The organism is Streptomyces sp. M-16 (assembly GCF_052114405.1).
Lineage (GTDB): Bacteria > Actinomycetota > Actinomycetes > Streptomycetales > Streptomycetaceae > Streptomyces.
This window is the reverse complement of the sequence record NZ_JBFRER010000065.1, coordinates 1-13453: the sequence shown is the minus strand read 5'-3', so window position 1 is coordinate 13453 and position 13453 is coordinate 1. Positions and strand designations below refer to the sequence as shown.

The window sequence follows — 13453 nt, the reverse complement described above, 5'->3', positions numbered from 1 at the left end:
CGCTCCCCGACCGCACGTTTTCACATGCCGGACACGGCCCGGTCCCGGAAGAAGCTCCTGATGTCCCCCACCAGCAGCTCCGGCACCTCCATCGCGGGGAAGTGACCGCCCCGGTCGTACGAGGTCCAGCGCACGACGGTGTCGGTGCGCGCGGCGACGTGCCGCAGCGGGATGAAGTTGTCCCGGGGGAAGTCGGCGAGGGCGGTGGGGGTGGCCGACACCTCGGGCGGCTGCCCGTAGTAGTCGGCGTGCGCCCGCTCCCAGTAGATCCGCGCGGCGGAACCGGCGGTGCCGGTCAGCCAGTACAGCATCACGTTGGTCAGCATCTGGTCCCGGTCCACCGGGCAGCGCGGGTCCGCCCACTGCGCGAACTTCTCCCCGATCCAGGCGAGCAGTCCGGTGGGTGAGTCGTTCAGCGCGTACGCGAGGGTCTGCGGGCGGGTCGCCTGGATGTCGGCGTAGCCCTGCCGTTCCCGCACCCAGACGCCGTACCGCTCCCAGGAGGCCCACGTCCGCTCGCGCTCGGCGGGGCTCAGCGCGGCCAGTTCGGCCTCGGAGGGCTCGGCGGTGGCCCCCGCCCCGGGCAGCAGGTTCAGGTGGACGCCGCACACCCGCCCGGGCAGCAGCCGGCCCAGCTCCCGCGAGACGGCCGCGCCCCAGTCACCGCCCTGGACCCCGTACGTCCCGTACCCGAGCCGCTCCATCAGCACCCCGAAGGCCCGCGCGACCCGCTTGAACTCCCAGCCGGGCGAGTCCGTCGGCCCGGACGGGCCGAAGCCGGGGATGCTCGGCAGCACGAGGTGGAAGGCGTCGGCCGGGTCCCCGCCGTGCGCCCGCGGATCCGTCAGCGGGCCCGCGACCCGCTGGAACTCCACGAACGAGCCGGGCCAGCCGTGCGTCATCAGCAGGGGCGTGGCGTCCGGTTCGGGCGAGCGGACGTGCGCGAAGTGCACCCGCGCCCCGTCGATGACGGTGGTGAACTGGGGCCACTCGTTCAGGCGCGCCTCGGCGGCCCGCCAGTCGTACTCCTCGCGCCAGTAGCGCACGAGCTCGCGCATCTCGCCCAGCGGTATCCCGTAGGCCCACCCGGCCCCCTCCAGTTCGTCGGGCCACCGCACCCGGCGCAGCCGCCGGTCGAGGTCGTCGAGCTCCTCCTGCGCCACGTCCAGCCGGAACGGCGTCAGTCCCTCACCGAGATCGTCCATCCCCCCACCCTGCCAGCCCGTCCGCCGGCGGGGCGTCCGGGGTCAGGCCGCGTAGAGGTCGAAGGTCGAGCCGCGCTTGGGGCCCGCGGCCACGTCCAGGGCGGGGTCGACCGTCAGCATCGCCTGGTGCAGCCGCTGCAACTGCGGCGACGGTTCGACGCCCAGGTCACCGATCAGCCGTTGCCGCAGCCGCCGGTACACGTCCAGCGCCGTCGCCTGCCGCCCGGACCGGTACAGGGCCACCATCAGCTGGGAGTGCAGACCCTCGTGCTGGGGCTGTCGCGCGGTCAGCTCGGTGAGTTCGGCGAGGAGTTCGGTGTGCCGCCCGAGCCGCAGGTCGACGTCGATGCGCCGCTCCACCGCGACCAGCCGGCTCGCCTCCAGCCGCAGCACCTCGATCTCCAGGACCGGTCCCACCCGTACGTCGACCAGCGCCGGCCCCCGCCACAGCGCGAGTCCCTCGCGCAGCAGGTCCGCCGCGACGCGGTCGTCTCCGGCCTCGAAGGCGCTCTGCCCCCGGCCTACGAGGCTCTCGTAGGCGTTCACGTCGACGGACTCCGGCGGCACCTGGAGCAGGTAGCCACCGTGCCGGGTCGTGAGGACCTCCTTGGCGCCGCCGGGCCGGCCCGGCCCCATCGCGGTGCCCAGCCTGCGGCGCAGCTGCAGGATGTAGGTCTGGAGGGTGGTCAGCGCACTGGCGGGCAGGTCCTGGCCCCAGATCTCCTCCATGAGGGTCGGCACGGGCATCACCCGCCCGGGGTGCAGCGCGAGGAGGGCCAGGATCTGCCGCGGCTTGGCCGCCGTCGGCACGATCGAGTCCCCGTCGACCTCGGCACTCAACGGACCCAGGATCCGGATCTTCACGGTCTCCCCCTTCGTGGTTCCTCGCATCGCCCGATACCGCCGGGCTCCGGCCGGAGCCCGCTTCCCACACTCCGTGCGGGGCCCGCCCGCACGGCACGGGCCCCGGAACCCGGTGGACCCGTAAGAACTACTGGACCCACTGGACCCACCGAACCCGTAAGAACCACCGGACCCACCAGACCCGTAAGACCCACCAGACCCGTCAGACCCGTCAGACGCGCAGACCCACCAGACCCGTAAGACCCGCAAGACCCGTAAGACCCGTCAGACCCGCAAGACCCGTCAGACCCGTCAGACGCGTCAGACGCGCAGACCCATCAGAGCCGTCAGACCCGTCAGACCCCGCTGCCGAGGAACTCGTAGGCGCACACTCCGCCGCTCTCGGGCACCTCGCGGGCGTCCGTCCGGTACTCGCCCGTCCGCGCCCCACCCACCAGGCTCGGCAGCAGCAGCCCCCACAGGGCGGCCACCTTCCGGCGCAGCTCGCCGTAGGACAGCCCGGTTCCCGACAGCACCTCGATGCCGCAGACGGCCGCCGCCACCAGTGCCTCGGCGCTCTCCCACCGCTCGGCGGCCGAGAGCCCGTCGCCCTCGGGGGCACCGTCGCCGGTCCCGCCGGCCGGTCCGCCGAGGGGCAGTTCCCCGGTGTCCCGCGCCAGCCGCAACAGGTCGGACACCGTCGCCAGCCACGCGCCCTGGAAGTCCTGCTGCGCCGACTGGTGCCCGCCGCACTCCTTGGTGATCCGGAAACTCGCCGGGATCGCCGGTTCCTCGTGCAGCGTCCGCGCCAGCCAGTGGGTCGCGTCGATCAGCGCCTGCAGGGGTGATGCGCCGCTCTCGTTCAGCCCGCGCACCGCCTCGCGCAGCAGGCGGCAGCCCCGCCGCTGCACGGCGTCCGCGAGCTCGTCCTTCGAGGCGAAGTGGAAGTACAGCGCTCCCTTCGTCACCCCGGCCGCGCCCGCGATCTCGCCGAGCGTCGCGTTGGCGTATCCGCTGCGGTGGAACAACTCGGCCCCGGCGAAGACCAACCGCCTACGGGTCCGCTCCGACCTCTCCTGCACCGCTCCGTCTCCCTTCCGCTCCGCCCCGCCCCGCTCCGGTGCCCGGACTCAGGCGCGTACGAGCCGGTCCGTCCGCAGGCCGGTCCCGGCCACCGCTCCCACCGCGCCCACCGCCGTGGCCGTCCCCGTCGTCTTGCCCAGGCTCGCGCTCTCCGGGCCCGCCATCAGGATCGACCGCTGCAACCGGCGCAGCGCGGTGGACGGCTCCAGACCCAGGTCCCGTACGAGCGTGGCCCGCAGCCGCTGGTACACGTCGAGCGCCTCACCGCGCCGCCCCGAGCGGTGCAGGGCGATCATGAACTGCCCGTGCAGGTTCTCGTGCGTGCGGTACCGGCTCACCAGCACCGTCAGCTCGGCCAGCAGTTCCCGGTGGCGCCCCAGCTTCAGGTCGGCCTCGATGCGCTGGTCGAGGGCGCACAGCCGGATCTCGTCCAGCCGCCGCGTCTCCATGTCGAGCTGCACTCCGCCGTGCACGTCGGCGAAGGCGGGTCCGGACCACAGGGCGAGCGCCTCGCGCAGCCGCTGGGCGGCGACCGGGAAGTCCCCGGCGTCCATGGCCCGGTAGCCCAGCGCCGCCAGCCGGTCGAACTCCCGCACGTCGCTGGTCCCGCCACCGCTGTTCAGCAGGTAGCCGCCGGGAAGCGTGACGAGCACGTCCTTCGCCGTCCGTGACCCGTCGCCCTGTCCCTCGCCCTCCTCCAGAGCGGTCGCGATCAGCGCGCGCAGCTGGAGGACGTACGTCTGCAGCGTCGTGCGGGCGCTGCGCGGCGGTACCGCGCCCCACAGCTCCTCGATCAGCGCCGACACCGGCACGACCTGGTCGGCATGGAGGGCCAGGAGGGCCAGGACCTGGCGGGGCTTGGGGGCGGTCGGCGTGATGGAGATTCCGTTCTCCCGCACGGCGAGTGCGCCCAGTACATCGATGTCCACGTCGTACTCCCCTGTCCTTGGATGAGTCGCAAGAGTCAGTAGAAAACAGGCCGGACGGTTTGTCAATACCAAACCGGCTATGCTGTTTTTGACCCGGCAAGGTCGTGGCGCCACTCGAAGATTCTTGTCTGACCTGCACTTTTGCATGCAGTGCACACACGTGTGGCAGCTCGGAAGGCTTCGGCCGCCTCGCAACAGGGGTCATATAACACCCACCGGAGCTCAAAAATCAAACCATTCAGTCTGTTTCTTGGGGTCCTGCCGCGATCCCCGGCAGGACAACCGACCAGATCCGGGTGAAGGCATGCGGCATATCGGCCCCTTCGGCGTCCGCCGCGCCCAGCACCTCCAGCCCGGCCGTCACGGCCGCCACCAGGCGGGCGGCGTCCCGCGCGGACACCCCGTCCGCCAGCAGCCCGGCCCGCGCCGCCGCCGCGAACGACTCCTCGACCCAGAGCAGCCACTGCCCGCGCAGGTCCACCCGGCTGCGGTGGGCGACGTCCGCCCCGAGCGCGAATCCGGCCCGTACGAGCAGGTCACCGGCGAGCAGCCGCTGCAGCGCGTAAGTGGAGTCGACCAGCGCCCCCAGCGGATCGCCGGCCCGTCCCGCCCCGCCCCCCGTGCGGGTGATCGCCCGCACCGCCTCCGCGGCCCGCCCTTCGACGGCCCGCGCGAGGGCGGTCTTGCCGTCGAAGTGGAAGTTCAGCGCGCCGGGGCTCACTCCGGCCCGTTCGCTGATCGCGGCGATCGAGGCGGCTACGAAGCCCTGCTCGGCGAACACCTCCGCGGCCGCACGCACCAGAGATTCCCGCGTGCGTGCCGCACGCTGCTGCTTGACCATGGGGGCTCCACACGCTGCATTCACCGCATCCGCGGTTCGCCCCGAGAGACAGGGGTACGAGATCCTCGCGGCAACGGTCGGCGCCGCCACCGGAGGCCGGGCGGACTCCCACCGGAGACCACCGCACACCCGCCGCCGGCCCCCGCCCCGGTACGGCCTTTTCCGGACACCGACCACACCCGACGACCGTGCCGGCCCGCCGCCGCGCCCCGCCGAGCGTGCCACCACACCAGCCGTGAACAGCGGCTACGCCCCCGGCCGCCCGGACCGCCGTCCCTTCCGGGGGACTGAACAGGCCCACCACCGAACGCCTGGTCTCCGACACCCGCGACACCCGCCCTCCCGCGCCGCCACGTCACCGGACGCGGCGTTCACCCCGGCGGCCCGGGGCCGGCCCCCCGTACGCGCAACTCCGTGCTCCGCGCGCGCAGTGCCCGAACCGCCGGTCCCGTCATCGCCGTGGTCACCAGGGCCATCAGCACCAGGACCGTGAACAGCTCCACGCCGATCACCCCCAGACCGAGCCCGATGTCGAGCACCACCAGCTCCGTCACACCGCGACAGTTCATCAGCGCCCCCAGCAGCACGGCCTCCTCCCGGCTCCGCCCGGCCAGCAGCGCCGCGCCCGTCGCCCCGCCCCACTTCGCCACGACGGCCACCGCCGGCACGACCGCCGCCCACAGCCAGACCCCGCCGCCCCCCAAGGCCCCCACATCGGTGCGCAGCCCGCTGCCCACGAAGAACAACGGCAACAGCACCGGCACCGCGAACTCCCGTATCCGCTCCGCCGCCCGCTCGACCTCCTTCACCCCCCGGGGCACCACCGCCCCGAAGACGAAGGCCCCGAAGAGGGCATGGACCCCGAGGAGGTCGGTCGTGTACGCCGCGAGGCAGAGCCCGCCGAACAGCCCGGCCAGTACCCCGCCACCACCGGCGCCGCGCAACCCCCACCCCGCGACCCGGGCCAGCAACGGCCGCACGCCCCACCACATCCCCGCCACGAACGCCCCGGCCGCCAGGGCCCGTCCCGACCCGGCCCCCGCCCCGCCGCCCCCCGCCAGGGCCCCCACCACCGCGAGCAGGCACCAGGCGACCACGTCCACCACCGCCGCGCAGGCCATCGCCAGCGCTCCCACCGGCGTCCCGTACAGGCCCTGCTCGGTGAGGATCCGGGCCAGCACCGGAAAGGCGGTCACGCTCAGCGCGACCGCCACGAACAGCACGAACTCCGTCCGCCCCACCCCCTCCGGCGCGAAGGACCCGTACAACCCGAGGGCCAGCAGGGCCCCGAGCGCGCAGGGCACCCACACGGCGGCCTGACTCACCAGAACCACCGCGCGCCCCTGCCCCCGCAGCAGCCCGAGGTCCAGCTCCAGCCCCACCAGGAACATGAAGGCGACCAGCCCGAGGTCCCCCAGCACCCCCAGATACGGCAGAACATCCCCCGGCAGCAGCCACCGTTGCCCCTGCGGCCACACCCACCCCAGCAGCGTGGGCCCGAGCAGGATGCCCACGGCGATCTCCCCGACCACCGCCGGCTGCCCGACCCGGCGCGCCCCGGCACCACCCACCCCGCACGCGAGCACCACCACCGCCACGGCGACCAGCACGTCACCCGCCACAGCCCCTCACTGCCCGGCTCCCCCCACCGAAAACAACCCGGGCCCCGACTTCGGAAGGTCGTCACCGTTCGGTTGCCGTCAGCCGCGGTCGTCCCACGCCTCCACGGAGAACCGGGCCTCGCGCGTGCCCCACACGTACACGCCGAGGCCCTCCGGCCCGAGGCAACCGCCGCCGGCCGATGACGAATCCCCTGCCGCGACCGTGGACGGCGTCATGCCGAGGGAACCGGATGCCGACGAAGGCCACCTGGGGCCCGTCCCCCCGGACGGGGTCACGCCCCGGGGCGGGCACCGTCGTCCACCCCTACCGCTGCCCGGCCTCGCCGTACTCCGGGCGGGGAAGACGTCCCCGGCGTAAGAACGGCACCCCACCGTCCAACGCCATCACCACCGGCCGCGGCTCCCACCCGCACCGGAGCGGCCCGCCCCCTCCCGGCAGCGGCTCACCCCCTCCCGGCGGCGGCCGGCCCCCCTCAGCCGTCACCGGCCACGGCCCGGTCCCCACCCCCGCTCACGGGCTCGGCCCCGTACGGATCCTCTGCCGACTCGGCGCGCCCGAGCGGGGCCCCGGTGATCGGCCGGTCCCCCGCCACACGCACCCCGCGCACGACAGCCCCGCTCCTCCGCGACCCCGACGGGCATCCCCCATACCGCCACCTCGGGACGGCCGATGCGGTCCACCCGGACCGCGGCCCGTCCGGAGCCGCCCCGCCCCGCGCCCGCGCCCCGGGCCCCCGGTTCTGCCGAAGCACCCGGACCTCCACCCTCCATCCGAACCCCCGGCCCTCCGGCCGATGTCCCGGTCAGGCCCCTCGGACGGACGACGCCTCGACAGCGCTCAGGCCCCGGTCCCCCGCGCGGCGACCAGCAGCCCGATCCCGTCGAGGATCCGCTCCAGCCCGAAGTCCAGCGCCTGCTCCTGCCCACCCTCCCGCGCGACCGACGCCAGCGCGGCCCCGAGCACCGGGAAGTCGGCCCCCCTCAGCCGCATCACCTCCCCCAGCACCGCCCCGAGTTCCACGTCCGGCCCGCCCCCGGCAGCGCCCCCCGATCCCCCGCCCGGCACCGCCCGCTCCTGCTCCGCGATCCCCCGGACGTGCCCGGCCACCAGCACCACCGCGTCCATCGACTCGGCCCCGGTCAGCCCGCACCCCTCCAACGCCGCGAGCGCACGCTCCAGCCACCCCACCTCACGCGGCCCCACGGCCCGCGCCCCCACCGTCGCCCGGAGCAGCCACGGATGCGCCCGGAACGCGGCGAGCAACTCCCGCGCCCACGCCCCCAGCCGCTCCCGCCAACCGTTCCCGGCCCGCTCCAGCGCGGCGTCGAGTTCCGCGGCCGGATCCGGCATCGCCGCCTCCGCCATCAGCGCGACCAGTTCAGCCTTGCCCGGCACGTACCGGTAGAGCGCCATCTTGGTGACCGCCAGCTCCGCGGCCACCCGCTGCATGGACACCCCGCCCAGGCCCTCCGCGTCGGCGATCCCGACACCCGCCCCCGCGATCCCCTCCAGCGTGAGCCCGCGCCGGGGCCCCCGAGCCGGCGGCCCCGGCGGGGGCCCCCACAGCAACCGCACCGCCGGGCCCCACCGTTCGTCCGCCATCGGATCCCCTTGCACTCGCACCAAAACTGCGTCTACCGTACACAAAGCAAAAAAGTATCCACCAGACACAATTATTGGCCCCTGGAGCCCCCGTGCCCACACCCACCCGCACCGTCCTGATCTCCGGCGCGAGCATCGCCGGCCCGGCCCTCGCCCACTGGCTCGGCCGCCACGGATTCCGCCCCACCGTCGTCGAACTCGCCCCCGCGCTGCGCCCCGGCGGCCGGGCCGTCGACTTCCGCGGCGAGACCCACCTCACCGTCCTGGAGCGCATGGGGATCCTCGACGAGCTGCGCCGGGCGCAGACCGGCGGCACCACGATGACCTTCGTCGACGCCGACGGCCGCGAACTCCTCCACCTCCCCGCCTCGTTCGCGGGCGGCGACATCGAGGTGCTGCGCGGCGACCTCGCCCGCATCCTGTGCGCCTCGTCCCTCCCCGCCACCGAGTACGTCTTCGGCGACTCCGTCACCGGCCTCAGCGAGACCCCCACCGGCGTGGACGTCACCTTCCGCCACGCCCCGCCCCGCACCTTCGACCTGGTCATCGGCGCCGACGGCCTGCACTCCACCGTCCGCCGCCTCGCCTTCGGCCCGGAACACCGGTACGTCCGCCACCTCGGCTACTACGCCGCCACCTGGAGCCTCCCCCACGACCCGGCCCTGCCGCCCGTCACCACGGAGACCCCCCACACCTCAGCCACCATCGGCCTGAACACCCCCGGCCGCCTCGCCGGCATCGGCACCTCTCCCTCGGACCCGACCCGGGCGCACGCGTTCTTCCTCTTCGCCTCTCCGGAACTGCGGTACGACCGCAACGACCCCCTGGCCCAGAAGGCGCTCGTCAAGGAGGCCTTCGACGGCCTCCCCTGGCGGGTGCCCCACCTCCTCGACTCCCTCGACGCCGCCGAAGACCTCTACTTCGACTCCATCAGCCGCGCCGACGTCGGCACCTGGTCCACCACCGGCGGGCGGATCGCCCTCGTGGGCGACGCCGCCTGCGGCGCGACGATCGGCGGCATGGGCACCGGTACCGCCCTCGTCGCCGCGTACGTCCTCGCGACCGAGCTGGCCCGCTCGCCCGAGGACCCCCGCTCCGCCTTCACCCGCTACGAGTTCCTCGTACGCCCCTACGCCGAGCGCTGCCAGAAGGGCGGCGACCGCACGGGCCCCTTCCTGGCACCCGCCACCGCCTTCGGCCTACGGGTGCGCAACACCCTGCTCAGCCGGCGCCGCTGCCTGGAGTGGATGCTCCGACAGGGCCAAAGGGCCACCGCCCTGCCGCTCCCCTCTTAACGGCGTTAACGCCCTGACCCTTAACGCCGTTAACACCCACCACCCTCCGCGGCGTTAACGGCGTTAACGCCGTTAACGCACCCCATCCACCTCGCCCCACCAAAAAGTAACAACCCAAAATGCATCACAACCCATCAAAACCCCTCCCCACTCCTCCTAAAAAGTACTGGTCGACTGGTTTTCTTCCACCGAAGCCCACTAGATTGATCTTGTACCGCCGGACGGATCCGGCGTCGGAAGAGGAGAGGCAGAGGCAGACGTGGCAAGGGCCAGGCAAGAACGGGCCGAGATCACCCGACAGGCGATCCTCGACGGTGCGGCCATCGCCTTCGACCGCTCCGGCTTCAGCGGCACCAGCCTCAGCGACGTGGTCAAGCACGCCGGAGTCACCAAGGGGGCCCTCTACTTCCACTTCCCGTCCAAGGAAGCCCTCGCCCGCACCCTGATGGACGAGCAGTTCCAGGTGTCCCAGGACGTCCCCGTCATCGAGGACCCGGGCCTCCAGACGGTCATCGACCTGACGCACCAGATGGCGGCCGGGCTGCGCTCCAACGTCCGCATCCGCGCCGGGATCCGCCTGGTCATCGAGTTCGGCTCGTTCACGCACCCCGACCCGTCCCCGTACAACGCCTGGATCGACACCTGCGTCCACTGCCTGACGCCGGCCCGGGACCGCGGTGACGTCATGCCCTCGCACGACATCCAGGACCTGTCGACCTTCCTCATCGGGTCGTTCACCGGAATCCAGGTCACCTCGCACGTCCGCACCGGCCGCGATGACCTGCACGCCCGGGTCGTGGACCTGTGGAACTACCTCCTCCCGGGCATCGTGCCCGCCCGGCGGATGCACCTCTTCGACCCGTCGGGCTCCCACGCCTGCCGCACCGAACTCGGCCTGACCACCACTGCGGCCACTCCGGCCACCCCGGCCGCGACCGACTGACGACCGACCAACCAACCGACGACCGCCTCCAGGGCGGCCCCGCACACGCCGTGGCGATCCACGGGGGCGCTCGCTACGGCGTGTGCGAGGCCGCCCTGTCGCGCGTCCGGACCCTCCCCAGCCCCTCCACGCCGGCCTCCCCACCCATTTCGTTAGCAAAACCCAAGCGTGGCGCTCACACGCACCCCAGAACGTTAGTAAAGTCCCTCTCATGACTTCGCCCTCGTCCCAGAGCGACCGAGAGAAGGTCGTCTCCAAGCTCCCCCCGTGGCTCCGCCAGGAGTTGAAGATCCGCACCGCCCAACTGCGGGTCGACATCCAGGACGCCGTCCACCAGGGCATCGCCCACTGGAGCGGCCTCGCCTCCGCCCCCTCCCCCGTCGACACCGCGGGCGCCGAATCGTTCTCCACCTGGCTGCCCGCCGGCCAGTGGGAGTCCTTCCGCGCCGACTCCAAGGACCGCGGTGTCTCCCTCATCCAGGGCCTCGCCCAGGCGGTGCGCCTCTGGCTGGAGTTGAACCCGGCCCCCACGGTCAAGCGGCCCTCCGTCGTCCGCCGCATCGTCGTGTGCAACCAGAAGGGCGGCGTCGGCAAGACCGCCATCACCGCCGGCACCGCGGAGGCCCTCGCGGAGGATCCCTCCTCCCTCCACCCGGTCCGCATCGCGCGCCAACTGGCCCGCCTCACCCCGGCCGAGGAGAACGAACACCCCCACGCGCCGGTCACCCCGCTGGACCTCGAAGACCTTCCGGGGCTCGGCATGCGCGTCCTGCTGGTCGACTTCGACCCGCAGGGCCACCTCACCAAGCAGCTCGGCCAACAGCCCCTGCCCATCGGCGGCGACAGCCTTACCTGCCACATGGCGAGCGAGGCCAAGGGACCGCTCTCCGACCTGATCGTCCCCGTCCCGGACGACCGCTTCGGCGACCGCCTCCACCTCCTCCCCGCCTGCACGGACGCCTTCCTCCTCGACGTCCGCCTCTCCACGGTCCGCGCCCGTGAGGCCGCCCTCGAACGCGCCCTCGCTCCCGTCGAGTCCGATTACGACGTCATCCTCATCGACTGCCCGCCCAGCCTCGGCCTCAGCATGGACGCGGCCATCTACTACGGCCGCCGCCGCGACACCGAGCAGCCGGGCGCCTCCGGCGCGCTGATCGTCGTACAGGCCGAGGACTCCTCGGCCGACGCGTACGACCTCCTCACGTCCCAGATCAACGACCTGCGCGACGACCTCAGCCTCGACATCGACTACCTCGGCCTCGTCGTGAACCTCTACGACGGCCGCCGCGGCTACATCGCGACCTCGTCCCTCCAAGCGTGGATGGACATAAAGGATCCGCGGGTCGTGGCGATCGTCCCCGACCTCAAGGAACAGCGCGAAGCGGTACGGGTGAAGCAGCCGCTCTTCGTCTACGCACCGAAGGGCGACCAGGCCGTGGCCCTGCGCGCCCTCGCGAGGGAGATCTCATGAGCAAGGCCGACAAGCTCGGGGTATCGGCTTCCTTCGCCCGGGCCCAGCCCGTCGGCGTCAGCTCCCGCCGCGCCGCCATCGCCGAGGCCACGGGCGCCCCCACCTCCGGGATCGTTCCCCCGTCCGAGGTGCCCATCGACGCCCTCGCCCACAACCCCTTCAACCTCCGCGAGGACCTCACCGACCTGGCGGAGCTGGCCGAGTCCCTGACCGTACGGGGGCAGCTCCAGCCCCTGGCCGTCGCGACCCGGATGGCCTTCATGGAGGCACACCCCGGGGCCACCGACGGCCTGGGCCGCGCCCCGTACGTGGTCATCGACGGCAACCGGCGCCTCGCCGCAGCCCACCTTGCGGGCCTGAAGACCATCCAGATCCACGTCAACGACTCCCTGTCGGCGTCGGCCGCGGACATCCTCGAATCGGCGCTCATCGCCAACGTCCACCGGGTCGACGTGGCCCCCATGGACCAGGCACGCGCCCTCCAGGAGCTGGTCGACGTCCACGGCTCCCAGGCACAGGTCGCCAAGCGGATCGGGAAGACGGCGGCCTGGGTCTCCCAGCGGCTGACCCTGCTCAACCTGACGCCCACCCTCCAGGAGAAGGTGGAGACGGGCGAGCTGAAGGTCGAACCGGCCCGCCGCATCGGCCGCCTCCCCCAGGAAGAACAGGCCGCCGCCGCCGACGAGAGCCTCAACACGGTCAACCCCCCGCGCCAGCGCACCCGCCCGGCACCCGCCACCAACCCACCCCAGACCCCGACCCCATCCCCCTCCCCCTCCCCCGCATCGGCTCCCCGCATCACGATCTCCACCCACTCCCCGGAGACCATCGCGGACGCCCTGACCGCCCACCTCACCCCGGACGACCTGAAGGCCGTCACCGAGCTCCTGATGACCCGCATCTGACCGGGCACCCAGGAAGCCCCGGACCGACGAACGCCGGGGGCGCTGACGGCACCGCAACCGTCAGCACCCCCGCGTCCGGACCGTTAACGGCGTTAACGCCGTTAACGCCGTTAACGCCCCACGTGCGGTTCGCGTGCGTTCGGCGGTGCGCTTCACATAGGCTGCAGTCGTATAGCAGCTGCTGGAGGCACCCATGAGCGAGACGAACGAGCAGGCCACCCTCTTCGCGGCGGTCGACGCCCTGCTCGAAGAAGCGGCCGCCCAGGACGGGCTCCCCGAACCCGACGAACGCAAGCGCCTGCGCGAGGCCGCAGGTCTCAGCCAGGACCAGATCGCCAAGGCGCTCTCCGTCCGCCGCGAAACCGTCACCTCCTGGGAAACGGGCCGGACCGCCCCCCGGCCACCGAAGCGAGCCGCCTACGCCCGCCTCCTGGAAGGCCTCGCCTCCCTCCACCCGGTCAGCACCATTAACGCCGTTAACACCACCCCGGCCTCCCCCACCGAGCAGACCTCCGCGCAGCAGACCATTAACGCCGTTAACACCGCACCCACGCCCCCACCCCCTGCCACCGTTAACGCCGTTAACCCCCCGGGCCAACCACTCGACATCCCCTCACCCCATCCCCCCACCACGCCGGACCCCATCGACGGTGTTAACACCGTTAACGCCGACACCCCCCCGGCCCCCGGAGCCCCCCTCCCCCCCACCGCAC

At 72.9% G+C, this 13453-nt stretch carries 12 protein-coding genes; 5 read left to right on the top strand and 7 right to left on the bottom strand.

What is annotated here, in order from left to right; all coding sequences use genetic code 11:
- Nucleotides 1-20 precede the first annotated feature (20 nt).
- From AB4039_RS26125 to AB4039_RS26095, 7 genes are all read right to left on the bottom strand, one after another.
- On the bottom strand, nt 21-1205 hold the full coding sequence (locus AB4039_RS26125) for an epoxide hydrolase family protein (protein ID WP_442271960.1): 1185 nt from the start codon (nt 1203-1205) through the stop codon (nt 21-23).
- A gap of 42 nt (nt 1206-1247) precedes the next feature.
- Nucleotides 1248-2069 carry an AfsR/SARP family transcriptional regulator gene (locus AB4039_RS26120; RefSeq protein ID WP_266845304.1) on the bottom strand — a complete coding sequence of 274 codons (822 nt, stop codon included), beginning with the start codon at nt 2067-2069 and terminating at the stop codon, nt 1248-1250.
- A gap of 335 nt (nt 2070-2404) precedes the next feature.
- On the bottom strand, nt 2405-3130 hold the full coding sequence (locus AB4039_RS26115; protein ID WP_266845306.1) for a ScbR family autoregulator-binding transcription factor: 726 nt from the start codon (nt 3128-3130) through the stop codon (nt 2405-2407).
- Nucleotides 3131-3178: 48 nt separating this feature from the next.
- Entirely contained in the window at nt 3179-4060 is an 882-nt protein-coding gene (locus tag AB4039_RS26110; RefSeq protein WP_266845308.1) for an AfsR/SARP family transcriptional regulator, read from the bottom strand.
- Nucleotides 4061-4298: 238 nt separating this feature from the next.
- Complete coding sequence (locus tag AB4039_RS26105) at nt 4299-4901, bottom strand: ScbR family autoregulator-binding transcription factor (RefSeq protein ID WP_442271959.1); 603 nt, start codon at nt 4899-4901, stop codon at nt 4299-4301.
- A gap of 371 nt (nt 4902-5272) precedes the next feature.
- The gene (locus tag AB4039_RS26100) at nt 5273-6523 is read right to left on the bottom strand and encodes a cation:proton antiporter domain-containing protein (protein WP_442271958.1); all 1251 of its coding nucleotides are present in this window, start codon (nt 6521-6523) and stop codon (nt 5273-5275) included.
- An 838-nt stretch (nt 6524-7361) separates the two neighbouring features.
- Nucleotides 7362-8126 (bottom strand): TetR/AcrR family transcriptional regulator, encoded by a 765-nt coding sequence (locus AB4039_RS26095; protein ID WP_442271957.1) that lies wholly within the window; start codon nt 8124-8126, stop codon nt 7362-7364.
- 92 nt (nt 8127-8218) lie between these two features.
- Here AB4039_RS26095 and AB4039_RS26090 point away from each other — a divergent pair, with 92 nt between their 5' ends.
- From AB4039_RS26090 to AB4039_RS26070, 5 genes are all read left to right on the top strand, one after another.
- Nucleotides 8219-9421: an FAD-dependent monooxygenase gene (locus AB4039_RS26090; protein WP_266845315.1), complete on the top strand. Its 1203-nt coding sequence runs from the start codon at nt 8219-8221 to the stop codon at nt 9419-9421.
- 259 nt (nt 9422-9680) lie between these two features.
- Nucleotides 9681-10364 carry a ScbR family autoregulator-binding transcription factor gene (locus tag AB4039_RS26085; RefSeq protein WP_442271956.1) on the top strand — a complete coding sequence of 228 codons (684 nt, stop codon included), beginning with the start codon at nt 9681-9683 and terminating at the stop codon, nt 10362-10364.
- Between the two features lie 211 nt (nt 10365-10575).
- A complete protein-coding gene (locus AB4039_RS26080; protein WP_266845318.1) occupies nt 10576-11835 on the top strand; it encodes a ParA family protein in 1260 nt (419 codons plus the stop codon).
- Nucleotides 11832-12740, top strand: coding sequence for a ParB/RepB/Spo0J family partition protein (locus AB4039_RS26075; RefSeq protein WP_442271955.1), 909 nt, complete (start codon nt 11832-11834; stop codon nt 12738-12740). The genes AB4039_RS26080 and AB4039_RS26075 overlap by 4 nt, the downstream gene beginning before the upstream one ends.
- A gap of 193 nt (nt 12741-12933) precedes the next feature.
- Nucleotides 12934-13453, top strand: a 520-nt coding sequence (locus tag AB4039_RS26070) for a helix-turn-helix transcriptional regulator (protein ID WP_442271954.1), incomplete at its 3' end; no start/stop codon positions are given.